Source organism: Wolbachia endosymbiont of Armadillidium vulgare str. wVulC (assembly GCF_001027565.1).
Classification (GTDB): domain Bacteria; phylum Pseudomonadota; class Alphaproteobacteria; order Rickettsiales; family Anaplasmataceae; genus Wolbachia.
In genome coordinates this window covers 214,255-238,637 of sequence record NZ_ALWU01000010.1, presented here as the reverse complement: position 1 = coordinate 238,637, position 24,383 = coordinate 214,255, and the positions used below count along the sequence as shown (strand labels likewise).

At 34.8% G+C, this 24,383-nt stretch carries 22 protein-coding genes and 4 pseudogenes; 22 read left to right on the top strand and 4 right to left on the bottom strand.

Annotation, left to right across the window (positions count from 1 at the left end; translation table 11 throughout):
• Position 1: 1 nt before the first annotated feature.
• The 21 genes and pseudogenes from wVul_RS06715 (at position 2) to wVul_RS06615 (ending at position 17,787) form a co-directional block, all read left to right on the top strand.
• A complete protein-coding gene (locus wVul_RS06715; protein WP_047759662.1) occupies positions 2-226 on the top strand; it encodes a gpW family head-tail joining protein in 225 nt (74 codons plus the stop codon).
• Entirely contained in the window at positions 227-1,624 is a 1,398-nt protein-coding gene (locus tag wVul_RS06710; RefSeq protein WP_047759661.1) for a phage portal protein, read from the top strand.
• On the top strand, positions 1,624-2,658 hold the full coding sequence (locus wVul_RS06705) for a S49 family peptidase (protein ID WP_047759660.1): 1,035 nt from the start codon (positions 1,624-1,626) through the stop codon (positions 2,656-2,658). The genes wVul_RS06710 and wVul_RS06705 overlap by 1 nt, the downstream gene beginning before the upstream one ends.
• A gap of 67 nt (positions 2,659-2,725) precedes the next feature.
• Complete coding sequence (locus wVul_RS06700) at positions 2,726-3,094, top strand: head decoration protein (protein WP_047759659.1); 369 nt, start codon at positions 2,726-2,728, stop codon at positions 3,092-3,094.
• Positions 3,095-3,126: 32 nt separating this feature from the next.
• Positions 3,127-4,128 (top strand): major capsid protein, encoded by a 1,002-nt coding sequence (locus wVul_RS06695; protein WP_047759658.1) that lies wholly within the window; start codon positions 3,127-3,129, stop codon positions 4,126-4,128.
• 361 nt (positions 4,129-4,489) lie between these two features.
• Positions 4,490-6,541: a recombinase family protein gene (locus wVul_RS06690; protein ID WP_047759180.1), complete on the top strand. Its 2,052-nt coding sequence runs from the start codon at positions 4,490-4,492 to the stop codon at positions 6,539-6,541.
• Between the two features lie 413 nt (positions 6,542-6,954).
• Positions 6,955-8,260, top strand: a pseudogene (locus wVul_RS06685) (IS110 family RNA-guided transposase).
• Entirely contained in the window at positions 8,257-8,571 is a 315-nt protein-coding gene (locus tag wVul_RS06680) for a head-tail joining protein (protein ID WP_047759657.1), read from the top strand. Before wVul_RS06685 ends, wVul_RS06680 begins: the two are co-directional and overlap by 4 nt.
• Positions 8,572-9,053: pseudogene (locus wVul_RS06675) on the top strand (phage tail protein).
• A gap of 9 nt (positions 9,054-9,062) precedes the next feature.
• Positions 9,063-9,545, top strand: coding sequence for a hypothetical protein (locus tag wVul_RS06670; RefSeq protein ID WP_015588266.1), 483 nt, complete (start codon positions 9,063-9,065; stop codon positions 9,543-9,545).
• Positions 9,532-9,996: a phage baseplate assembly protein V gene (locus wVul_RS06665; protein WP_047759656.1), complete on the top strand. Its 465-nt coding sequence runs from the start codon at positions 9,532-9,534 to the stop codon at positions 9,994-9,996. The genes wVul_RS06670 and wVul_RS06665 overlap by 14 nt, the downstream gene beginning before the upstream one ends.
• The gene (locus wVul_RS06660; RefSeq protein ID WP_047759655.1) at positions 9,993-10,247 is read left to right on the top strand and encodes a PAAR domain-containing protein; all 255 of its coding nucleotides are present in this window, start codon (positions 9,993-9,995) and stop codon (positions 10,245-10,247) included. The genes wVul_RS06665 and wVul_RS06660 overlap by 4 nt, the downstream gene beginning before the upstream one ends.
• A gap of 2 nt (positions 10,248-10,249) precedes the next feature.
• Positions 10,250-10,585, top strand: a complete 336-nt coding sequence (locus wVul_RS06655; RefSeq protein WP_015588269.1) for a GPW/gp25 family protein — start codon at positions 10,250-10,252, stop codon at positions 10,583-10,585.
• A gap of 2 nt (positions 10,586-10,587) precedes the next feature.
• A complete protein-coding gene (locus wVul_RS06650) occupies positions 10,588-11,388 on the top strand; it encodes a baseplate assembly protein (RefSeq protein ID WP_047759654.1) in 801 nt (266 codons plus the stop codon).
• Complete coding sequence (locus tag wVul_RS06645) at positions 11,388-12,548, top strand: phage tail protein (RefSeq protein ID WP_047759653.1); 1,161 nt, start codon at positions 11,388-11,390, stop codon at positions 12,546-12,548. Before wVul_RS06650 ends, wVul_RS06645 begins: the two co-directional genes overlap by 1 nt.
• Positions 12,549-12,716: 168 nt before the next feature.
• A complete protein-coding gene (locus tag wVul_RS06640; RefSeq protein ID WP_047759241.1) occupies positions 12,717-13,427 on the top strand; it encodes an ankyrin repeat domain-containing protein in 711 nt (236 codons plus the stop codon).
• A gap of 38 nt (positions 13,428-13,465) precedes the next feature.
• Complete coding sequence (locus wVul_RS06635; RefSeq protein ID WP_047759349.1) at positions 13,466-13,963, top strand: ankyrin repeat domain-containing protein; 498 nt, start codon at positions 13,466-13,468, stop codon at positions 13,961-13,963.
• Between the two features lie 4 nt (positions 13,964-13,967).
• Entirely contained in the window at positions 13,968-14,399 is a 432-nt protein-coding gene (locus wVul_RS06630) for a DUF2924 domain-containing protein (protein ID WP_047759350.1), read from the top strand.
• Positions 14,400-14,401: 2 nt separating this feature from the next.
• On the top strand, positions 14,402-15,877 hold the full coding sequence (locus wVul_RS06625) for a recombinase family protein (RefSeq protein WP_047759351.1): 1,476 nt from the start codon (positions 14,402-14,404) through the stop codon (positions 15,875-15,877).
• A gap of 271 nt (positions 15,878-16,148) precedes the next feature.
• Positions 16,149-17,121: pseudogene (locus wVul_RS06620) on the top strand (IS481 family transposase).
• A 252-nt stretch (positions 17,122-17,373) separates the two neighbouring features.
• Positions 17,374-17,787, top strand: a complete 414-nt coding sequence (locus wVul_RS06615) for a hypothetical protein (RefSeq protein WP_047759652.1) — start codon at positions 17,374-17,376, stop codon at positions 17,785-17,787.
• Positions 17,788-17,816: 29 nt separating this feature from the next.
• Here wVul_RS06615 and wVul_RS06610 read toward each other — a convergent pair whose 3' ends face one another.
• The 4 genes from wVul_RS06610 to wVul_RS06595 form a co-directional block, all read right to left on the bottom strand.
• Entirely contained in the window at positions 17,817-19,196 is a 1,380-nt protein-coding gene (locus wVul_RS06610) for a hypothetical protein (RefSeq protein WP_047759651.1), read from the bottom strand.
• A gap of 214 nt (positions 19,197-19,410) precedes the next feature.
• The gene (locus tag wVul_RS06605) at positions 19,411-19,764 is read right to left on the bottom strand and encodes an ankyrin repeat domain-containing protein (RefSeq protein ID WP_047759354.1); all 354 of its coding nucleotides are present in this window, start codon (positions 19,762-19,764) and stop codon (positions 19,411-19,413) included.
• A gap of 219 nt (positions 19,765-19,983) precedes the next feature.
• Positions 19,984-21,939 (bottom strand): hypothetical protein, encoded by a 1,956-nt coding sequence (locus tag wVul_RS09155; RefSeq protein ID WP_153295675.1) that lies wholly within the window; start codon positions 21,937-21,939, stop codon positions 19,984-19,986.
• 714 nt (positions 21,940-22,653) lie between these two features.
• Positions 22,654-23,826: an ankyrin repeat domain-containing protein gene (locus wVul_RS06595; protein WP_047759650.1), complete on the bottom strand. Its 1,173-nt coding sequence runs from the start codon at positions 23,824-23,826 to the stop codon at positions 22,654-22,656.
• 149 nt (positions 23,827-23,975) lie between these two features.
• Here wVul_RS06595 and wVul_RS10595 point away from each other — a divergent pair.
• Positions 23,976-24,378: pseudogene (locus tag wVul_RS10595) on the top strand (IS3 family transposase); the annotation flags it as partial.
• Between the last annotated feature and the right edge of the window lie 5 nt (positions 24,379-24,383).

Below are 24,383 nucleotides of genomic sequence, written 5' to 3'. Positions count from 1 at the left end.
AATGTATAACGAAGATTATTTAATTCAAGTCGAAGAAGCGATAAAGAAGCTGCAAAACGGAGAGCGAGTAGTATCAATTGCATATGGTGATCATGTGGTAAGATATGCAGAAGTAGATATAAATGATTTACTAAACTTAAGACAACGAATTAAAGCTGAGCTAAAGATTGCTGGAGTGGAGCCAAAGAGGAAAATTATTTTTTTAACGAGTAAAGGAATTTTATAAATGCTACTAAAAACCTTCAAACAATTATTCAACAAGCCAAAAATCAAAAGTTCAGCCTGGGATGCAGCAGGCTCAGGAAGAAGATTTTTTCACTTTCAACCAGAGTTAGGAAGTATAAACAATTTGCTGTCTCAAAGCCTTGAAACTTTACGTAGTAGATCACGTGATATGGTGAGAAAAAATCCTTACGCTGCAAATATAATTGATACGATAGTAAGTAACTCTATTGGAACAGGAATAAAACCACAATCAAAAGCAAGAGATGGAGAATTTCGAAAGAAGGTGCAAGAATTATGGCTAAGATGGACAGATGAAGCAGACAGTAGTGGAGTAAGTGATTTTTATGGATTACAAGCTCTAGTATGCAGAAGTATGATAGAGGGAGGAGAATGTTTTGTACGTTTAAGAACGAGAAAGCTGGAAGATAGATTTTCTGTACCACTACAACTGCAAGTACTTGAGTCTGAACATTTAGACAATAAAACAAATCAAACTTTAGCAAATGGTAATGTAATAAGAAACGGGATTGAGTTTAACAAGCTTGGGCAAAGAGAAGCATATTACTTATTTAGAGAACATCCAGGCGAAGGCTCATTTGGAGAATCAGTAAGAGTACCAGCAAATGATGTTTTACATATTTATAGACCACTAAGACCTGGGCAAATTAGAGGAGAGCCATGGCTTTCGAGTATACTGCTAAAGCTCTATGAACTTGATCAATATGATGATGCAGAATTAGTACGAAAAAAGACTGCAGCAATGTTTGCGGGATTTATTACGAGACTTGATCCAGAAGCAAATATCATGGGAGAAGGTGAAGCAAGTGAGCAAGGAGTAGCACTATCTGGCCTGGAACCTGGAACAATGCAGCTTTTAGACCCAGGAGAGGACATAAAATTTTCAGAGCCATCAGATGTTGGAGGAAGTTATATGAGACAGCAACTGAGGGCAATAGCAATAGGTACAGGAATAACATATGAGCAGCTAACAGGAGATTTAACAAGCGTTAATTATTCATCGATTCGGGCAGGGTTGATAGAGTTTCGCAGAAGGTGCGCAATGTTACAGCATAACGTGATAGTGTTCCAGTTTTGTAGACCTATTTGGAATAGATGGCTAGAATTAGCAGTGCTTTGTGGAGAACTGAGTATAGATGAAAAAGTAGTAAAAGCAGCGAAAGAAGAAGTAAAATGGATACCACAGGGATTTGATTGGGTGGATCCACTGAAAGACCAGCAATCGCAGCAAATGGCAGTAAGGAATGGATTTAAGAGTCGATCGGAAGTAGTATCAGAAATGGGTTACGATGTTGAAGAAATAGATCAAGAAATAGCAGAAGATCAAAAACGTGCAAATAGTCTCAACTTAATGTTTGACTCTGATTGTAAAGGATTATGATGCTCTTAGGAAAACCATTAATGCTTGAACCAAGGAGTTTTGAGCTATTGTCACTAAACAATCAAAAACATCCCACGTTTAAAAACATAAAGTACTCCATCAAAAGTAACGTAGAAAGAACTGCAATTATAGCAATACATGGAATCTTGACTAAAAAACCAGGTGCGTTTGATGAAATGCTCGGGATGACATCATATGAGCAAATAGAAGAACAAATCAAACAAGCATTAGCAGATAGTAGCATAGAGACAATTATGCTGGAAATAGATAGCCCCGGAGGAGAGGTAAACGGTATATTTGACCTAGCTGACTTTATTTATGAATCAAGAGCAAAAAAGAGGATAATAGCGATAGCAAATGATGATGCATACTCTGCTGCATATGCTATAGCTTCAAGCGCTGAGAAGGTATTTGTGAGCAGAACTTCTGGTGTTGGCAGTATTGGAGTAATAGCAAGTCATATAGATCAAAGTAGATTTGATGAAAAGCAAGGTATTAAGTACACCACAATCTTTGCTGGTAGTCGAAAGAATGATTTAAACCCACATGAGCCAATGACGTCTGAAAGTCTGGGAAGCTTACAAAAAGAAGTAGACCGACTATATGAAATGTTTTTGCAGCTAATAGCAAGGAACAGAGGTCTTTCAATTGAAAAGATTCGATCAACAGAGGCAGGGCTATATTTTGGGGAGAAAGCAGTAGAAATAGGCCTTGCAGACGGAATGACAATTCTTTCATCTATTAATAAAAACAGGAGTATTACTATGAATGAACAAACTACAAATGACCTAGAAACTGATAATTTAACCAAGTATCGTACTGAAGTTCTTGAATTAATACGTTTATGTAATTTATCGAAGATGCCAGAAAAGATAGGAGAATTTATTGAGCAAAGTGTAAGTGTTGAGCAAGCTAGGGAAGTTTTAATGGAATTACTTGCAGAGAGAACAAAAAAGACAGAGATACTGAGTGCAATACCACAGAATTCAGGAGAAGAATTGATGATGCAGGTAGCGAAAAGTCGTAGGAGTTAAAGTATTTTTATAACCGCCGTATATAGCATTGATAAAAGCGGCGGTAAGCAGTTAAGGAGAGAAATTTATGAGTTGTATAAGTGAACAAAATAATCTGGGTGACTTATTAAAGTATGAGGCATCAAGTCTATATTCAAGAGATCAGATAACAGTAGCAAAAGGGCAGAACCTAAAGCTTGGTACAGTAGTGGCTCTCGATAAAGATAGCATGGTTAAGATAATAAATCCAACTGCCACAGATGGTACACAAACAGCGATAGGTGCAGTAGTAAGTGATGTAAATGCGACAGAAAATGCTAAAGCAGTAATTATTACTCGTTGTGCAATACTAGCAGATCATGCGGTTGTGTGGCCAGCAAATATCACTGAAGAGCAGAAAGCTGCAGCAATAAAGCAACTTGAAGCACGAGGGATCATTGTCCGCAAGGGAATTTAACTAAAATTAATAGGAAAAAAAGGAGAGAAAAAATGCAAAATCCATTTACAAATACAGCATTTAGCATGACGGCACTAACAAATGCGATAAATATATTGCCGATAAATTATGGACGAGTTGAAAATCTAAATTTGTTTCCAAGTAGGTCAGTAAGATTTAGACATATTACCATAGAAGAACACAACGGAGTATTAAGTTTATTACCAACGCAAGTACCAGGGGCGCCAGCAACAGTAGGAAAAAGAGGAAAAAGAAAGGTAAGAACATTTACGATTCCACATATTCCGCATGATGATGTAGTGTTACCAGAGGAAGTACAGGGAATAAGGGCATTTGGATCAGAAAGTGAACTTAAAGCGCTAGCAGACGTAATAACTGACCATTTACAGCTAATGAGAAACAAACATGCAATAACATTAGAGCATTTGCGAATGGGAGCGCTGAAGGGAATAATTTTAGATGCTGATGGGTCAGAATTATTAAATCTGTACAACGAATTTGAAATAACACCAAAAGTAGTAAATTTTGCCCTTGGAACAGCAACAACTGATGTAAAACGTAAGTGTCTGGAAGTATTGCGGCATATAGAAGATAACCTAAGTGGTGAATATATGACTGGAATTCATGCCTTGGTAAGCCCTGAGTTTTTTGATGCACTAACTTCTCATGCAAAAGTAAAAGAAGCATATGAAAGATGGCAAGAAGGAGCAGCACTTCGAAATGATATGAGGTCAGGGTTTACATTTTGTGGCATAACGTTTGAGGAATATAGAGGGCAAGCAACTGACCCTGAAGGAACGGTTAGAAGATTTATTGAGAAAGATACAGGGCACTGTTTTCCACTAGGAACAGCAAGCACGTTTACAACATATTTTGCACCAGCAGACTTTAATGAGACGGTGAATACTCTCGGACAGCCACTCTATGCAAAACAAGAGCCAAGAAGATTTGATAGAGGGACCGATTTACATACGCAGTCAAATCCTCTACCAATGTGCCACCGCCCGGCCGTTTTGGTCAAGATATCATCTTAATACCCCCCTCAACAATGAAGTAAAAATATTAACTGACAAGATTACAGTTACAGACCCAACTCATCCACTGTTTGGTAGAACTTTTACCATAGCCTCAAGGGTCCATTGTGGTAGCAATATATTGGTTACTTACCGTAATGATATCATTTTAAGTATTCCGTTTTCTGCTACCAATTTAGTTGATAGGGAAGATTTTATCGTTAGTAAGCTAACATATGAATCATTATATGAATTTGTTTCTTTAGCAAAGGAGTATAAATTACTATGCCATGTAAACCATATCAACTGTGGCAGCGAATGTCACAAAGTTCTAAATTGGAAGTCTTAGAAAATATATTGTTAATATCTCAAGAGGTTATTCATGAGCACGTCAGAGCTAATCACAGTACAACACTTAGCACGCGAAGCAATAATTTATATAAGACAATCAACACCTCATCAAATATTAAGCAATCAAGAGAGTCTAGAACTACAGTATGCGTTGAAGCAAAGGGCAATTGATCTTGGTTGGAAAGCTGATAAGGTTATCATAATTGATACTGATCTTGGTATAACTGGTACTAATATTGAAAAGCGTGAAGGGTTTAAAGAAGTTGTTACTAAAGTTACTTTAGGACAAGTAGGGATCATACTTTCTTATGATGTAACCCGTTTATCACGGAATTGCTCTGACTGGTATCCGTTACTGGATATATGTGGCTATAAACAGTGTTTAATAGCTGATAGGGATGGTATCTATGATCCTGGTAGTATTAATGGTCGATTGTTACTGGGTATAAAAGGGCAACTTGCTGAAGTAGAGTTATCTACTATAAGAGCTCGACTAAATGCTGGATTATTGAATAAAGCAACACGAGGTGATTTAGCCTTAACTCTTCCAGCTGGCCTTGTTCGTTATCCAGACGGTTCAATACATAAGGATCCTAATCTTGAAGTTCAGCATCATATTGAGCTTATTTTTAAAACTTTTTTAGAAAAACGATCAGCAGGAAAGGTTCTAAGATATTTTCATGATCATCAACTTACTATTCCTAGGTATAGCTATTTAAAAGAACTACAATGGGAAAAACCGAAGAGGTGTGCAATTCTCTCGATACTTAAGAATCCAGCTTATGCTGGAGCATTTGTTTATGGTCGTCGTACCACAAATTACAAACTATCCTCTGCTGAAAAAACGACAAAAAGATTGCCAATAGAAAAATGGAAAGTTTTGGTAAAAGATAAATATCCAGCTTATATAGATTGGGAAAGTTTTATAAAAATTCAGACAATGCTAAAAGATAATTATCCAGAATATATGCATGGAAAAACACGCGGAATACCTAGAAAAGGAGCCTTGTTATTGCATGGAATAATCTATTGTGGAGAATGTGGATACAAAATGATAGTGAAGTACAAAAAAGGAAACCAATATATATGTAATCACTCGTACAAACATGGTCTTGAACCTATATGTCAAAGTTTACCTGCTGATGCTATTGACAATGAAGTAGTTCCTAAATTTTTTGAAGCACTTAGTCAAATTGAGTTGGATGCTTATACCAAAGCTATTGATTCACAGTTACAATCTGAACAAGCAATTAATAAAGTACGTTTGCAACAATTAGAACGCTTAAGATATCAAGCTAAGCTGGCAGAACGACAATTTAATCAAGTTGATCCTGATAATCGTCTTGTAGCTGCAGAACTTGAAAAGCGTTGGGAACAAGCATTGAGTGACCTTAAGGATGCGGAGGTTATATTTGAACGTCAACATCCAAAAAAACCTACTCCTCAATTATCTGAGGAACTGAAAGAGGTATTTCTAGATATAGGTAGGAAATTACCTGAAATTTGGTATAAACCAGTTCTGTCACATCAACAACAAAAATCTTTTCTCCGTTGCATAATTGACAAGGTAGTAGCGCACCGAATTAAACGTGATTGCTTACAAATACGTATTGTATGGCATGGTGGAGAAACTACCACTTTTCAGATTCCTATTTCAGTGAATTCTTTTCGTGAATTAACCAACGCAACAGAAATGGAACAACTTATAGTAAAGCTAAGCAAAGATGACAAAACAGATATAGAAATTGCTCAGTACCTGGAAAAACAAGGATATCGCTCTCCCAAGAAGAACACTGTTTTAAAAAGTACAGTAGAAAGGATTCGATTAAAAAATAATATTTCTCAAAAAAAGTATCATCCACTTCCCATTGAAGTACCTGGCTACCTTACTATTTCGCAAGTTGCAAAAATCCTTAAAGTTTCTAGGCATTGGCTTTATGATAGAATTAATAACGGTAAAATTAAAATACAAAAAGATACTAGTAAAGCTAATTGCAAATATTTATTTGAGGATAAATCAGAAACTATTAGAATGTTAATAGATTTTAAAAATGGTAAACTCAACATCATAAATTTTTTATAGGAGCATCAATATGAACGATCAGTCAAGATCGTTGCAGCATAACAATACTGGTAGAGTAACTACAAGGTGGTGAGGCACAGAACGACTCTACCGGTATGCGCTTTCTTAGCATGTAAAGGTTAGTATATCAAAAAGAAATATGCAAGCATCGAACAGACAAAATCTGTCGAATCAGAAAGAAACACACAAATTTAAGTTTTTAGTAATTTTCAAGTATAGTTGTAGAGGGAGCGCCTCTGCAGTTATGATCGACATTTTCAATGGTGCCTAAGTGCCCGTATGCAAGCATGGTCTTGGAAGGAACGGTCAAATCATTGATGGAGTCCATTTAGACTACCTCGGTTAGGAGATTGTACTATCAACCGTTCCAAGCTGAAGCGTTTCCCTGTAACAAATTATATGTAGGAGTTACCATGAAAAAAGCAAAAAGTAAATTAGAAATAGTGAATCCTAATGCAGCAGATTGGTTCAGCTGTACACTATGTGTGTGTACCTGAAGGAGGAGATGAACAACGCGTTCAGAAATTTGGCTGCTTTACTGAAGACCTTCATAACTTAGCACAGTGGTTGAAAAAGTGTAAAGTTACAACAGTAGCTATGGAATCAACAGTGGATTCCTTTATTTCAAATACTTGAGTCATATAAATTCGAGGTAAAATGCACGGCATGTAAACTGGTAGGAAGTCTGACGTTTAAGATTGCCAATGGCTCCAACAACTGCATAGCTACGGACTGCTTCATGGATCGTTTAGGCCAGATAATCAGATGTGTGTATTGCGCAGTTACGTGCGGCAGCGCAGAAATCTCACTGAAAGTGCATCTACACATATTCTACGTATGCAGAAGGCATTAATTCAAATGAATATACAATTACACAAGGTTATTAGTCATATTACTGGGATAACTGGTATGAAAATCATTGAAGCTATAATTGAAGGCGAAAGAGATTCTGAAAAATTAGCAGAATTCAGGGACGTGCGAATGAAAAATGATCAGTCTACTATTGCAAAAGCGTTAGCTGGTGACTATAGAGAAGAACACTTATTCACGCTAAAGCAAGAATTTGAACTATATAATATTTATCAAGAAAAAATAGCAGAATGTGATAGAAATATTGAAGCCTATTATAAAACGTTTGAAACAAAGTCTTGTGAAAGCAAACAGCTAAGTAAGCAAAAGAATAAAAATAGCAAAAGTAAGCCAAGCTTTGCTTTGTATGAGGAACTGCAACGAATCACTGGTATGGATTTCACTAAAATTCCTGGATTTGATGTATTAAGTATACAAACCATAATTTCAGAAGTTGGTATAAACCACAGTAAATGGCCAACAGAAAAGCACTTTTCGTCGTGGTTGGGACTCAGTCCTGCTAATAAAGTTACAGGGGAAAAAGTGTTTAATACAAGAACACGTAAAGTCATTAACCGTGCTGCAAATGCTTTGCGAATAGCTGCTCATTCTGTAGGAAAGAGTAAAAGTGCGTTGGGTGCATACTACAGAAGATTGAAAAAACGACTAGGAGCACCAAAAGCAATAACAGCTACTGCAAGAAAAATGGCATGCATATTTTATAGTATGCTCAAATACGGACAGGAATATGTAGAAAAAGGAATGGAATACTATGAAACACGCTATAAAGATAGAATTGTAAAAAATTTGATCAAAAAAGCGAGCGAATTTGGCTACATATTAGTTCAACAAGAAGAGTTAGTTGAGTGAGTTTCTTAGGAGAGAATATTAAGCGATTATTAGAAGATTGTTTTGCCCATTTAGGAGAAGTGGCTTTATATAAATCAAAGGATAAGTCATATATGGTACAGGTGTTAAAGCAAGAGCCAGATAAATTATACGAGATTGGTGAAGGGCAATTTGTAGGAGAAACTTTAGTGTTGGAAATAAGTGCGTTTGATGTACTGCAGCCAATTGTAGGAGATATTTTTGTTATAGGTGACCGTAAATATAAAGTATATTCTCCACCGCTGCAAGATAATTCAGGAATGGTATGGAAAATTCGAGCGTCAGGAGTATAAATGCGTATTAACACCGGTAGTATTATACAAAGTATAGATGCTGAAAGGAAAAAAGTGGAAAAAGTGACGGTGAGTGCATTAAACAAAACAGCAATATGGCTAAAATCAAAAGCAGCTAAGGAAATTAGTGAGGAAAAGAGAATAAAATTAAGTTTGATAAGAAAGAGATTAAGAATTTTTAAAGCAAAAACAAGCAGATTAGAAGTGTTAATTAGAGCAAATCTCTACGACATTAGAGCATCGACAATTGGCAAAATACAAAAAACAAGAAGAGGATCGAAAGTAGGAAAGCATGAGTTTATAGGAGGATTTGCAGCAGTTATGCCAAAAGGAAATAGCGGTATGTTTAAACGTGAAGGAAGGGCAGCATTGCCAATAAAGGAAGTTAAGTTGCCACTCGAACCTGAGGCTTCAAGGATAATATTGTTAATTATGAAGTTGAAAAGGTATTTGAAAAATATTTTATACATTACATGAGTTAAATTATATGCATGACAAAGTTCTGGAAAGATTTACATAAAGCAATTTGCAGCACACTGAAGGAAGAAATACTGGCTATACAGACATGTGAAATTTATCCAGCAATAAGGAAAGAATTAGTAGCGCCAGCGGTGTTTGTAGAACTAACAAGTTTAGAACCAGGTAAAGATGCAGGTACTGATGAATTAGCATTGAAAGCCAGGTTTGAGGCGAGGATTGTAGTTGATGGAACAGTAGAGGATTCCTCGGTAGTTGTTAGAACATTAGCTGCTGAGGTTGCGAGAGTAGTAAATAAAAATACTTGGAATGTGGAAAATGTTTCACCAGGAGAATTTATCTCTGCGGAAATTGACGGATTTAGGCCAGAGCTCGATGCATATTTAGTGTGGATGGTTGATTGGAGTCATCAGCTTCATTTAGGTAAATCAGTATGGGAAGAGGGGAAAATTAAACCACATACAATAAACGTAGGAAATATAAATGTTGGATCATAGTTTTGCGATTTCAGAGCTGAATAGGAAGCTAGCAAACGTTATTCGTATAGGAATTGTAAAAGAAATAGATTATGAAAAAGCAAAAGTAAGAGTGAAAATAGGAGAATTTTTAACAGATTATTTACCGTGGATAACAAGTAAAGCAGGAAAAGATAGAGATTGGTCTCCGCCAGATATTGATGAACAGGTTATGATATTTTCTCCTCTTGGTGAACTATCATTAGGAGTGGTATTAGGAGGAATATATCAGGAAAAATACCCTGCACCAGAGAATAAAAAAGAAATAAATAGTGTGAAGTTTCAAGATGGAACAATATTGTTATATGATAAGGAAAAACATCATTTAGAGATTGAAGTAGTAGATAAAATAACACTGAAAGCTGGGGAATCGAGCATAGAAATGACAAAAAGTGGAATAAAACTGAAAGCAGAAAGGATCGACTTAAATTGAACAAAGGAATAGTAAGGTTAGGAGACTACTGTGGAGAAGCTATACCACATTTCTGCATTAGCGGAAGTAATAATGTTTTTGTAAACGGTAAGTCAATATGTAGACAAGGAGACAGTTTTAGTGAAGGAAGAGCATTAACTGAAGGATCAAAAACAGTGTTTGCAAATGGTCTTAGTGTAGGAAGAGTAGGAGATATAGTTTCATGTGGGTTTAAAGTAATAAAAGGCAGTGAAAGCGTCTTTGCAAAATAGAAATGAAGGGTATGGATGCTAAAACAGGAAAAACGTTAGAAGGAATAGAGCACTTAAAGCAGTCGATAATTGATATACTGACCACTCCTATTAACAGTAGAATAATGAGGAGAGATTATGGCTCAAGATTATTTGAATTAGTGGATAAACCAATCAGTAGAGATTTTACTTTGAAGATCTATGCAGCAACAGCAGAAGCACTGGGGAAATTTGAGAAGAGATTTAAGTTAGAAAAAGTAAAGATTGCTGAAGCTAAAGAAGGAAAAATGACTCTTGTACTTGAAGGTATGTATCTTTCAGAAGGCAAGTTCATAAATATTAGTGGAGTAGTTGTTTAGAAATGCAAACATCTAATATTATTGAAAAACTAAGCTATGAGGAAATATTTTCGAGAATGAAAGAAGAGTTAGTCTGTAGAGATGAAACCTTTTCAGGATTAGTAGAATCGGATCCAGCAATGAAGGTATTAGAAGTAGCAGCATGGAGAGAGTTGTTACTCAGAGAAAGAATAAATGAAGCTGTAAAAAGTAATTTACTAAAATTTGCAACGGGAGAAGATCTTGGTAATTTAGCTGAATTTTATGGAGTAGAGAGAGAAAAAGAAGAAGAGGACGAACGATTTAGAAAAAGAATAAAAGCAAAAATAAAAGGCTGGAGTACAGGAGGAAGTAAAGAGTATTATCGTTATCAGGCACTGTCAGCAGATAGTAGAGTAAAAGATGCATTAGTAGAATCACCTATACCAGGGAAAGTACAAATTTCAATCTTATCAACACAATTATCCACAACTGGCATAGTGTCAGAAGAACTACTAGAAATTGTAAAAAAGCAGGTTACTAGAGATGATATAAGGGTTTTAACAGATACGATAACAGTAATTGGTTGCAATATTACGGAAATAGATATTCACAGCAGAATGAGCATGAGTCCTGTAATATCAGAGGAAGAAATCAAGAAGCAGTTTATTAAGAAGTTTGAATTAGCAAAAAGATTAGGGTGGAGTGTAACAAGATCATGGATAATAGCGAATCTATTTGTAGATGGTGTAGAAAATGTGGAATTGATCGAGCCAAGAGAGGATGTTGTGGTTCTGGGAAATGAATCTGCAAATTTGAAAAATTTAAAGATTGAGTTGAATTAATGTTATTGCCACCAAATGCAACAAAACAGGAAAAAGCGCTAGTAGATGCGATAGATTATAAGGTTGATCCAAGCTGTATTAGAGGATTTAAATTTAGATTGGAAGAAGAAACATTGCCGTGGATAATAGAAGAATATGGTTTAGAAGAGATACTGCGTTGGGTAAAAAATAAAAGAAGAGCTATAGTAGAAGGAGTAAAATTTCAAAGACTGCGAGGAACACCAGCGTCACTGAAAATAGCATTAAAATGGGCAAATATAGAAGATATTACAATTATTGAAGAGCCACCCGGTAAACACTTTTTTGAGTTGCAGGTAGGGATAAAAGAGGTACCAAATGACTTCTTCGTAGATGCAGTAGTAGAGCTTGCAAAACTATCATTACCTGCAAGATCCAGATTGATGAGGATTTTTAACGATTATTATAATGCGCAGAGATTTATATTGGATGAGAGTTTATTTGGAGATCTTCTTTCTGACTATTCAGGGGTAAAAATAGAAAAAGATGGACCAGTGTTATCATTTGGAAGAGTAAATTTTTTCAGGTCTAGTGGTCCAGTTATTAGGATAATAGAAAACTATCTACGCGATCATTATGAGCAAGCATTTAGTAATGACATATATCGATTAGATGTAGCAATACTTGGAGAAACCGAGCCTCACACAAAGAATTATAACGGTATTTATGAAAGAAGTCATCAGTGGAATAATTTACAAACGTTATATCCGCTACCACAGAGCTTATTACCGGCAATTAAGTTTGCAAAGGCGCAGATAGTATTATCGGACAGTTGGAATTTGGGAGAAATAAATGCATGTTTTCCAGTTAGTAGCGTAGAAGAAGAAGGAAATAAATTTGTATTGGGAAGTAGTAAACTATCTGAACAACTGTGGAATTTAAAATACAAGCCAATTTTAGAAAGGTTTAGCGTTACTCACCACTACAAGGTAGAAGATTTTACCGATCAAAAAGTTATAAGATTTGGTATAGCAGAACACAATGTTCATTTTGAAAGCGATGTAAATTCAGAGCAAAAGGATTCAATACACGAACCGGAAAATTACATTTTAGTATTTTACCCGGGAGTACTGAAGTGGCACGAACATCGACATTTGCACAGAAGTTGGAAAAATAGCCAAGTAATATCTATAACAAGTTAAGCACTTATGTTTAAATCCTCATATATTATATTAATAACAGGTTAAAGTGTATGAAATAAAAAGAAAAGGACTTGCTTTCTCATGCTAAAAAGGACATGACTTGAATAGCAGCAGGTAAATATAAGAAATTTGTCTGGCGCTGGAAAAGCTAATTTTGTGAGGTATGAAATGAGTTTTAGCAAGAGTAAGTTTTTTAAAGAAGTATCAAGTAACGGGTTTAAAAACATTAATAAAAGAAATGAAGAAGGAGAGACGATCTTGCATCAAGCAGTAGAAATCTCTGATTACAAAACAGTGAGATTATTAATAAAAAAAGGGGCAGAGGTTGATGCAAGAGATAAAAATGGTTATACACCACTACACTGTGCAGTATTCGCAAAAAGTTTAGAAAATGTGAAAGTGCTGCTAAGGTCTGGAGCGGAAGTAAATGCCACTCAATATGTCAGTGGATGTACGCCACTCCACTCTGCGTGCAAAATAGGAGGAGCAAAAGTTGAAATAATAAAAGAGCTAGTAAAGGCCGGAGCTACAGTTAATCAACTGAATAAGTACGGTGCAACACCAATGTATTACATTTGGGAAAGTGAAAAGTATCGTCTATGTGATAGCAAAGAGAGTGAAGAGGCGAGTAAATTTCTGAGAGAACAAGGAGGAATAACAAAAAGTAGAGAACTGACCTGCTATGGAATAGAGAGGCTAGTGGGAGAAATAGCAGACATGTTGAATGGGAGTTATTTGCCGGAGCTAAAAATAATAGAGATAGGAGAAATAAGGAAGAGAGACAAATCGCTAATAAAGGAAGAATGTAAAAATTTAGCAAGCAAAATAATGAGCCAAGTGAACGAAATGATAGATGAGGTAGCGAAAAGGAAGGTTTAAAAGAGGGATTTAAATTTAAAGAAAAGGTGGGGTGGATTATGTTAAAGCTTGGCAAATTTAATAAGTCAGCAAAAGAATTATTAGAGAACTCATATGAAAATATTTATGAAAGAGACGAAAAAGGAAGAACAGTTTTACATTATGCAGTAGACGCAAAAACAGTGAGATTATTAGTTGAAAAAGGAGCGAATGTGAATGCAGCAGATGTAGAAGGACACACAGCACTGCATCTAGCGGTAACAGAGAAACGTCTAGAAACCGTGAGAGAATTGATAAAATCAGGAGGGAATGTAAATGCTGAGGAATATGGAAATAAATGCACACCGCTGCACCTTGCATGTATGGTAGGTGAAAAAGAAATAGTGGAGGAGCTAGTAAAAGCAGGAGGAGAAATAGAGCAAGCAGATAAATTTGGAATGACAGCGATGGATTATGCGAAAAATAGCAAAGAAATAGCCGAGGTATTAAAGAAAGAAACGGACAGAATTGAAAAGTTATTTGAACAGCAAAGTGGGAAATCTTCTATGAGAGGCTAAAAGCATGGAGGAAGAAATAGAAAAGAAAGTAATGAATTTAGAGAAAAAAACATTAGAAGAGCTGAAGAAAATATGGAAGAAGGTATATGGAAAAGAAGCGCCTAGATACTCAAAGAAATATCTGATACCAAGATTAGCTTATAGAATGCAGGAAAAAGCATATGGAGAAATGTCAAGAAAGGGGATAAAAAGACTAGAGTATCTGGCAGATCGGCTAGAGAAGGGAAAGAGAATAAGTAGTGACAAATTGCCAGTAGCAGGAACAGAGCTAATATTAGAGAGAGGTGAAGAGACGCATGCGGTAATGGTAACAGATAAAGGTTTAATCTATAAAGAAGAGTTTTACACGTCATTGTCAGCAGTAGCTGGAAAAATAATGGGAATGAGTTACAATGGGCCGCTCCTATTTGGTTTGCGTGATCAAAAGGGAAGTTGAAAATGCTGAAAGAGGTAAGATGCGCGATATATACGAGAAAATCAAATGAGGATGGGCTAGAACAAAAGTTTAACAGTCTTGATGCACAGCGAGTAGCATGTGAGAAATATATAAAGAGCAAAGAAGGCTGGGTGATATTGGCCAAAAGGTACGATGATGGCGGATATTCAGGAAAAAATTTAGAAAGACCAGCAATAAAGGAATTATTTGAAGATGTGAAAGCAGGGGAAGTAGATTGTGTAGTAGTATATACATTAGACAGGCTATCAAGGGAAACAAAAGACAGCATCGAAGTAACGTCATTTTTTAGAAGGCATAGAGTAAATTTTGTAGCAGTAACACAGATATTTGACAATAATACGCCAATGGGAAAGTTTGTACAAACAGTGTTATCAGGAGCAGCACAGCTAGAAAGAGAGATGATAGTGGAGAGAGTAAAAAATAAAATAGCAACATCGAAAGAGCAAGGGTTATGGATGGAAGGAACTTTGCCGCTAGGGTATGATGTAAAAGATAAAGAATTAATAATAAATGAAAAAGAAGCAAAGGTGGTAAGGTATATATTTGAAAGATATTTGGAGTTGAAGTCAATGGCAGAGTTGGCGAGAGAGTTAAATAGCCAAGGGTACCGTGCGAAATCAGATATCTTTAAAAAAGCGACGGTAAGGAGAATAGTAACAAATCCAATATATATGGGAAAAATAAGGCATTATGAGAAGCAATATGAGGGAAAGCATGAAGCAATAATAAAAGAGGAAAAATGGCAAAAAGCACAAGAATTGATAAAGAATCAGCCATATAGAAAAGCAAGATATGAGGAAGCGCTGCTTAGGGGAATAATTAAGTGTAAGAGCTGTGATGTAAATATGACGCTGACGTATGCAAAAAAAGAGAATAAGAGATATCGATATTACGTATGCAACAATCATTTAAGGGGAAAAGGTTGTGAATCAGAAAACAGAAATGTAATAGCAGGAGAAGTAGAAAAAGAAGTGATGAAGAAAGCGGAGCAGCTATATGAAAAATGGGGAGAAAAAGCGGAAGAGTGGAAAAATTTAAGTTTCAGAGAACAGAAAGAAGTGGTGAAGAAATTAATAAAAGGAGTAATGGTAAGAGAAGATGGAACAGAGGTATATTCTGAGTCAGAGGAAACATTTATTCCAATAAAGAAGAAAGGGAATAAATGCACAGTAGTAGAGCCAGAAGGAAAAACAAATAATGCACTACTGAAAGCAGTGGTAAGAGCTCATTTGTGGAAACGTCAGCTAGAGGAAGGAGAATATGCAAATATAAAAGAGCTGAGTAAGAAAATAAACATAGGTACAAGACGTATACAGCAAATTTTAAGGTTAAATTATTTAGCGCCAGAAATTAAAGAAGACATAGTAAATGGGAGGCAACCAAGAGATTTGAGGCTAGCTGACTTGAGGGAAATACCGATGTTGTGGAGTGAGCAACTGGAAAAGTTCTATGGGTAGCGCTTGATTGAGCAATTAATAAGTTATTAATGTAACTAATATATAAAAGCAAACATTATGTAGAGGAAGAAATATAATGCTAAAGTTCAAAAATATCGAGAACAAGAAAAATACAACCTATGAGTTAGTATATAATGAGGGTAAATTGTATGATTCATATAGGTTATTACAATAAAAATGTAAGATAAAATAGAAATTTGTACTTGTGATAGTTTATATACCTTATTACAATCATGGTGGAAAATATATCAACAATAAAAGCCGCAAGTAAATGGACTCTAAAGTTAAGCTACGCCTGAATTGGGTAAAACTATATAAAAAATTAGGTCATGCAGGAAAAGTATGTCAGCACTATAATATTTCACGCTTTACCTTACGCAAATGGTGTAAACGTTACAAGGAGTTCGGTGAAAAAGGATTAGAAAATCTTAGTAGCAGACCTAAAACCTCACCTTTACAAAAAACCAATATATCTAATGATCAACTTATTCTCCACTTAAGAAAAACTAGAAAATTAGGAGCAAGACGTATTCAAGCTGAATTGAAACGTTTACATGATCTCTCTTTTTCATTGGCTACTATACACAAAGTTTTCAAAAAATATGATGTAAGTCTTTTACGTATTAAACGTCATTACCGCAAACAAATAAAGCGTTACAACTGTAAAGTACCAGGAGAGCGTATACAGATGGATGTATGCAAAATAGCTTCTGGACTTTATCAGTATACCGCTATAGATACGTTATAAAGTTGTTACATTGTACCCAAGACGTACTGCAGAAAACACTCTAGATTTTCTTGAACAATTAAGAGAAAGAATGCCATTTCATTGTCAAAGAATTCAAACCGATAGAGGACAGGAATTTTTTGCTTATGGGGTGCAAGAATATTTGAGAAAATGGAAAATCAAATTTCGTCCTATTAAGCCATTTTCCCCGCATTTAAACGGTAAAGTGGAAAGAGCTCAGCGTACAGATTTAGATGAATTTTACAGTAGTGTTAACATCAAGGATCCTGACCTACAAATTAAACTCAGAGATTGGGAAAACCATTATAATAGACAACGTCCTCATAGCTCTCTTCAAGGGAAAACTCCATGGGAAAAATATAAAGAGCTAGAAAGTACAATTCCTTGTTTAAGTGAAGTGCAAAAAAATTATATTCCGTCAAAGGAGCCTTTTGTCATGCAAAATTACAAGCATGATCAAAGATTAAAATCAATTCAAAAACACAACGTTACTTAACTATTTAAAATTCAGACTTAATCTGACAAATCAGTTGTTATGACCTATATGAATCACACATATTAACATAAAATAGCGAAGATCTTGATATATATTAACAAACAGTTAAAAGCAGGAAAATCTTTCCAGTAAGGAATGACAGGTTACTTGTGAGTTTAGTTCAAAATTTTAGTTAATAAATTAACTTATATTGACTTATATAAAAATATTAGTTACACTATTAGTAATTTATTAATAAAAGAGGCTAACATTATGACAGATTTTATAGATTTTTTCAATAATGATTCAGAATTTGTTGATGATAACTCTTATTATGAAGTACACAAATATAATAAAGATGATCAGCATATTAAAGATGATTTTTACTTATACTCGCTGGTGCTTCACCCGTGTGGAGATGAAGATGAAAATTTAGCATTTTTTCATGAAGATCATGAGAGAACATCTCTTATAGGGCTAGACAAAGAGTATTTGCAAATATCAGAGGGTAGCTGGAGAAGCGGAAGCTATTATAGTGATCTTTTGAATTCTGACTATGTGGTAAATGATGTAACTTTGGATAAAAACATAGTAGAATTTAATGTAACTCCAACTGTAGAGAGCCACTCAAAAGAGGTAAATAAAATTGTAATCTCAAAAACCGGCTTGAAGAAAGGTAATTTATAACCCTTGGCCTTGCCTAAAAATCTGTTATTTTAACCTAGAGCACTTATACTCCTCCTATTTCCACTTGACTTGCTATGCTGCACTGAGTGACTTGAGTTGATACTAGCGCCCTGATTTTCTGCATAACCTTCTCTACAGGAATTTGACGAAGAGTTTACTATATCGCCATACTCTAAATCTTTTACTGCTTCCAAGACTCCCTCCTCAATTTTTTCAGATAAGCTAACTCTTTCAGAAGACTGACAAAGTTTTCTAGATCGTTCAAAATACCCTTGTTCTATAGCTTCATTAACTAATAATCCACCAAGGAAGCAATTTTCCCCTATTTTTTCGTTACAGCTTTTCAATTTCTCTAACTTTTCTTGATCTCTTACTTCTACCCCTATGAGATTTTCATCCTCCTCATCAAGATATAATTCAACTTCTAACTCCCCCAAGCTGGTGTAGAAAGTTAACACTATACCGTCACTACCTGCAATGTCAGTGTAATTTCTGTCTTCCCCTTCAATGTCAATTCTTACTATACTTCCTCCTATTTTCAACGTGCAGACTTTTAATTCTAGAGGTTCTACCTCCAATTCATTTGTAATTTTTACAATCTCAACAATACTACCTTGTGGATACTTTATATAAGAATATATATTATCTATGTTTATTTCTAACTCATCTTGAATTTGTTTGTTTTTGTTCACAATGCTTTCATACACAGCACTTTCTAGCTGGCTTCTAATTTTTTTATATTTACCAAAAAGATAGTCATCAAATTGATCATTAAGTTTATTTACAAATCCCATAGTTGCATGTGACATCCTATCGTTATAGAAAAAACGTCGCTGCACTTTCCCGCCTTTTAATATTAAATCTTCAATAATATCTTGTATAATGCTCACATTTTCTTTATCTGCTGCTAGATCTTCACGATAGTGAATATGTCTACCAGAGGTTACTTCTGTAACATCGTCAAGAACATCTTGTATTTTCTCAAGTATTAAGTTCACTACAGTTATTCTATTGTCACCACAATATGAGTTTAACTTTATTCCCTTTTTAAGATACTCAATTACTATACTGTCAATATTTTCTAGAGCACTCTCTATCCAAGTTTTTGTAGATTCTTCATACTTTTGTATACTCCCTTTTATAATTTTCTCATACTCTTGTTTATTTTTCTCCGCTATATCATTCATCTTCTGAAGAAATTCGTCATTTAACAAACTCTCTTCATCAGTCAATGGTATTTCTTCTTCTACCAAAGATGAATCTCCTTCTAAAAGAAAAGGGTTATCTGAATCATAGCTTGAGTTCGAGTCTTCCTCTGAGTTTAAATTGCTTAGATCAATATTTGGCTGTGAATCCCAATACTCTGAAGAATAATAACTTTTTGAGCTAGTTTGTTCTGCATATGCCACACATCGCTTGTTTTTACCTCACTATTCATAGCATGTACCTCATCTTTGATACTTATTGTAACATGCAAGCGAAAATTAACAAGAAAAACATCCTGTCTACCAGCTTAATAGTTTCATCTACCCATTTCTGGTCCGCATAAGTTCTCCACGGTTCACATTGTTCATGTTGCCATTTTGTTCTGCAGCTTGCAATAGAGCTTGGTTGTTATTAAATTCAGCAAAATGGCAAAGCAACATTTTCATTATTATCCTGTATACTAGCGTCTGCTCCGTTATCTAATAGAACTTTTAGTGCATCTAAGGAATTACTTTCGCAAGCTATATGCAAAGGAGTCATCCCACTTAGATCCTGTGTATCAGATAGAAGTGCAACTATACAGCTGTAATTCCCTAGAGCAGCATGATGTACAGGACTCCACTCATCGTCGCTCTCACTAATAGTTGCATAATTGTTATTATTATCTTCTGCACCAAAAAACTCATCATCATGCTGTTCTTCAGTAGCTAATCCACCAAATGGCTTTTTTGCACAAACCTGCTTACTCTCTAAAATATATTCTAACACCATATTCCCTCAATCTATAAATATATTATGTACAATAATTAGCATGAATAAAAGCTAATGAAAGCATAACTTTTTTAATTTTCGTATTTTTTAGAGAGTTGTGTTCTCCTACTGTAACTTCATATGACTTTGAGCCTGCTATCTTCTCAATTAGCTATGCAACAAAGCCCTCCTTTATCCACAAATTATGTATTACAACTTTATCATTTGCTTTTGAAAATATTATAAAATTGTTTCTCTCAAAGTGTTACTTTTTGTTAATTGAGTTACATCTACATCACTAATTGATCGTTCAACTTCACCATCATCATTGGCGATTAATTGGCTTGTGCTACCTCCTTGATTTCCTGAAACACCACCATTTCCTTGTGCACACTGCAATTTTATTATTAATTTTTCAGTACTGAGTTTGCCAACCATACTTATAGCCTTACCGGAATTCATATCAGACCTAACTGTTGTTAACACATCTACTGCTGTAGCAATACTTAATATTTTTATGTCATTAGTAGACTCAAACATTACTAATGGAACAACAGCCATCACCATTCTTGCGGCATCATTGTAGAGAAAATCTTGAAAGTATATGTTGTTGGTCAGTTTATTACCTATAAAATATTCGGTAATCTTACCAAAACACCAACTAGATGCTATCAAAGAGCCAAGACGCATAAGTTTTACTGCAGTAGCAGAATAGAACGCTGGATCTTCATACCAACCCATATCCTGGTTTCTGAGGGCAAAACAAGCGTATTCTGCAATTAATGTCAACACTCCAGCAGCGTAAGTTACTCTTGACCACATTTGGTATTTTGATATTTGTCTTCTTTCTTCATCAGAAACAATGTTTTCAAAATCCACACTTTCACTTTCTTCTCTAGTCAATGTTATGTAAATTTCTTTAAGCCTCTTCTCCTCTGCTTTATTTTTTCCAATTTGCTTATACATCAAGTAAAAAAACTTTTTGATATACTCATCAGCTACTATCTGCTTATTACCAACCAGAGCAGGTACTATATTAGTATAAAGGAAGCTCCTTAATCCACAACTCACAAAATATGCAACCTTGCCTTGTTCTTCTATCACACCAGTGGGCGTGAAAAAACGCATTGGACCCCATCTGAGTATTTGATCTTTAGTATCGTTCTGAAATAAATCGATAGGTTGTAACACTAAATTCCCGAACCACCTAAACCCAGCGGTTATCTTAGATACTTTATTATTTGAAAAGCTAGGAATGTTTCGATCCAAAAATTGAATCTCACTTATTTTACCCACATTGCCAAAATGCTCAAATATATGATTATTGGTCTTTTCTGTTTTTACGCTCGAGAATATAATTTGTGGGAAAGATACAAGAATTTGCACCATAGCAAGCACAGTGCTGGGCCACGCGAGCTTCTCATACAATTCACTATCTTCACTCATGTTATATCTTGCAGCTGTTATTGCAGCTATATAAACAGTATAGAGAACTGCTATTTTTTCTGAGTGATCATTTACTGTATTTGATATCTTTAATGACAAAGCAACGCATTTTCTTTCAGAGTCAAACCTTTCACTTGCATTCTGTATGATTTCAGAACATTCTTCAAATGCCGAAGTTCTACTTGAAAAATCTAAGCAAAGCTTCTTCTCATTCTCGTAACTTTTTGGCGAAGATGGACATTCTTCATCGGATATATCTCTTTCACGAGTTATTGCTTCAGCTAGGTAACGAAATAAGAAATACTTTTTGGTAAGTGGATATGCTATATCCTTCAACATCTTTGCTTCTTTTATGATGTCATTTTTCCTTTCTTCGTTTTCCTCCAATAATCTTCTAGCTGCTTCTGCAAATTCACTGAATTCCGTCGTCTCATCCAATGTTAATTCGTTACTAATAAGTAGTTCAGCATATCTTCCTACTTCTCTTCTTTCTACTAATCTTGTTTGTAAAAATCTGTCTAAACAATCACATACTCCTTCAAAGTCAACACTATCAACATCTTCACCTTTAAGTCTTTGTGCGCTAATTACTCCTATTACTTCCTGTGTGAATGAGAAGTTTTTTTCTTCCACTGATAGTGTATGAATAGCTGATATGTTTTTAAGGACTTCAAAAAATCTCTGAATAAAGTTTTTTTTGTGATTATAAAAATTAAACAGCTCTTCAAGTTCTATTTCAAATCTTTTCATAATACAAACGAACCATAAAACGTATAAATAACTTAAATTTCAACGAAAACAATATAAATTCTATTCTTCTATACTAATACCAAAGCGTCACCGCTGACATAACGCTATCATAAGATAGCCAAACTATAAGTCAACCACTTTTTCAAAAAATATTTTAGCTAAAATATTATACCAATTAGCATAACAAAGTTTTTAATTATTTACTTTCTCAAAAACCGCAAAAAGTTCGTACCTTCGTGAGAACAATTTAAATAAAAGCGGCATTGTAAAAATAAAAACGTAAAATTATTTCAACAAAGCTAGGTACGTTAGTTCATATCTAAATATGGTGAAAGTAGGCTATTATAGCTGGTTTTGCGGTATAGTAGAATTATTATATAGAAAAGTTCGAACGGTACACTTGGTAGACCAACTCATCCCAAAAAAACTATTTCTCATGTTCCTTGGTTTTGGGCACTGAAAATGGTTGTTTTACTTGAGATCTTAATAATATGTTTTGCTAAATTAATGATAATTTACTTGTGTAAGAATTTAGAAGTAGACAAAAGATCTTATATTAAGCTTATTTAAGAGGCTTTTATAGGAAATTACTTTTTAGGTTAGAAGATTTTTCTACAATAGTGATTGACAAGTTTTAAAGGTGGGAATACTACACCTAAAATATAATAGAAGCTAATTCATTATGGTACGTAAGAGGGTACAATATTTTTTCATTTATTTATTAAAGAATTTTTGGTAATCTATGCTTTTAGATATTGTTGCGTTATTTAGCAAACTTCCAGGACACTGATTGAGTTTTTCAAACTTACTTATTGCCCCATTTAAGTCTCTTTCTATAGCACTAATCTCTCTTTCTCTTCTTGTCAAAAACGGATCAGCTCTGAATATTTTTTCTCCCGTAAACATCCTGACTATTACATCAACTAGCAGAACCGTTCCATTAACTTGTGAAGAACTAATCGAGCCTCCAGCTGAATAGGCAACATGCTGCTGTGCAGAAATAATGCTTTTGCATAAGCCATTGACTACAGTAGTAGTTGAATCTTTCAAATGACCAACCGCACTATTAATAAAAGAAGAAGATCTGACAGCACTGCTTGGTACAGATGTAGATTGCGCAGCATCATCTGGATTGATATTTATACTTTCCGCAGCAATTTCTTGTACTATCTTATCGTAATAATATTTATCAAGGTCTGAAGGTGTTGTGCCTTCTTTATTTTTAATATTAATATCAGCATTATTATCGTATAACAGTTTTATTATCTGAGGATGTTGGGAACTAATAGCCAAATGCATAGGTGTGTTCCCCTGTTCGTTTTGAACATTGACATCAGCATGATATTTAACAAGAAGTTCAACTATTTTTAAGTAATTTTTTCGGACAGCAGCATGTAAACATGTATCTTGCGAATCATCATAAAGATCAAATTTGCTATTTGGACTAGCACCACGCTTAAGTAAGACCTCCACTTTTTCCAGACTATTGTCATATATAGCCCAACCTACAAGAGTGCGCGCTTCTCCAGCACATAAAAAATAGCCACCAATTTTAGCCCCCTCATCGATTAGAAGCTCTATCATTTCTGTAGTGCAGTGCCTGACAGCATAATATATAGGGGAAAGGTCAAAATAATCCTTAATGTTAACATTAGCACCATTCTTAATCAAATACTCCGTTATTTTTAAATTTTTTTTATTAACAGCAATCGATAAAGGTGAGTCACCATTCTTATCTTTAGAGTTAATAATAATATTGGATTTAAGAATATAAGCCTCTGCTATTCTTGCTTTTTTAACATATTTTTTAACTTCCTGAAAACTCTCTTCCCTTACTGCAAAGCGTAGATCATCTTTCAATTTCTCAAATTCCGTACTTGTTAACATAACTCATCCAAAAAAATAACATCTTCGACTTTATATCACACAATTTAGTACGCACAAGTAAAATTTACAGAAGAAATGAAAAGAAATTTCTGACCTTACCAAGAAAAAGTAGACAGAAAGTTAAGACGTTTTTCGAAGAGGTGTTTGATATGACAAATAGAAGAGAATATACAACAAAGTTTAAATTAGAAGCTATAAAACTAGTAAAAGGAACAAGTCAACCATCAGCAAAAATAGGAAGAGATTTGGGTATTAGCGGCTAAGCAGGTGGGTAAAAACATACAATATCTGGAACCAAGGAAAAGGAATTTGTGACAAAAAAAAGTTTGATTTAAAGAAAGAGCTGGCAAGAGTAACGAGAGAAAGAGACATTTTAAAAAAAGCCCTGGGATATTTTGCAAACAAAAAAGAGTTTTTATAAAAGAACATGAAAACTGCTATAAAACACGGGAATTATGAAGGTTTTTGAACGTATCTGCTTGTATAGATGGATTACTCAGAAAAAAAACAATAAGAGAAGAGCTCATACAAGATATTCAGAAGGTATATCAAGTTCT

Coding starts and splice junctions, on each gene's coding strand:
- wVul_RS09155 (WP_153295675.1), bottom strand. CDS start 21,939: ATGAAAAGATTTGAAATAGAACTTGAAGAGCTGTTTAATTTTTATAAT.
- wVul_RS06595 (WP_047759650.1), bottom strand. CDS start 23,826: ATGTTAACAAGTACGGAATTTGAGAAATTGAAAGATGATCTACGCTTT.
- wVul_RS06625 (WP_047759351.1), top strand. CDS start 14,402: ATGCTGAAAGAGGTAAGATGCGCGATATATACGAGAAAATCAAATGAG.
- wVul_RS06605 (WP_047759354.1), bottom strand. CDS start 19,764: ATGGTGTTAGAATATATTTTAGAGAGTAAGCAGGTTTGTGCAAAAAAG.
- wVul_RS06665 (WP_047759656.1), top strand. CDS start 9,532: ATGTTGGATCATAGTTTTGCGATTTCAGAGCTGAATAGGAAGCTAGCA.
- wVul_RS06615 (WP_047759652.1), top strand. CDS start 17,374: ATGACAGATTTTATAGATTTTTTCAATAATGATTCAGAATTTGTTGAT.
- wVul_RS06705 (WP_047759660.1), top strand. CDS start 1,624: ATGCTCTTAGGAAAACCATTAATGCTTGAACCAAGGAGTTTTGAGCTA.
- wVul_RS06695 (WP_047759658.1), top strand. CDS start 3,127: ATGCAAAATCCATTTACAAATACAGCATTTAGCATGACGGCACTAACA.
- wVul_RS06630 (WP_047759350.1), top strand. CDS start 13,968: ATGGAGGAAGAAATAGAAAAGAAAGTAATGAATTTAGAGAAAAAAACA.
- wVul_RS06670 (WP_015588266.1), top strand. CDS start 9,063: ATGACAAAGTTCTGGAAAGATTTACATAAAGCAATTTGCAGCACACTG.
- wVul_RS06715 (WP_047759662.1), top strand. CDS start 2: ATGTATAACGAAGATTATTTAATTCAAGTCGAAGAAGCGATAAAGAAG.
- wVul_RS06690 (WP_047759180.1), top strand. CDS start 4,490: ATGAGCACGTCAGAGCTAATCACAGTACAACACTTAGCACGCGAAGCA.
- wVul_RS06655 (WP_015588269.1), top strand. CDS start 10,250: ATGAAGGGTATGGATGCTAAAACAGGAAAAACGTTAGAAGGAATAGAG.
- wVul_RS06645 (WP_047759653.1), top strand. CDS start 11,388: ATGTTATTGCCACCAAATGCAACAAAACAGGAAAAAGCGCTAGTAGAT.
- wVul_RS06640 (WP_047759241.1), top strand. CDS start 12,717: ATGAGTTTTAGCAAGAGTAAGTTTTTTAAAGAAGTATCAAGTAACGGG.
- wVul_RS06650 (WP_047759654.1), top strand. CDS start 10,588: ATGCAAACATCTAATATTATTGAAAAACTAAGCTATGAGGAAATATTT.
- wVul_RS06710 (WP_047759661.1), top strand. CDS start 227: ATGCTACTAAAAACCTTCAAACAATTATTCAACAAGCCAAAAATCAAA.
- wVul_RS06700 (WP_047759659.1), top strand. CDS start 2,726: ATGAGTTGTATAAGTGAACAAAATAATCTGGGTGACTTATTAAAGTAT.
- wVul_RS06635 (WP_047759349.1), top strand. CDS start 13,466: ATGTTAAAGCTTGGCAAATTTAATAAGTCAGCAAAAGAATTATTAGAG.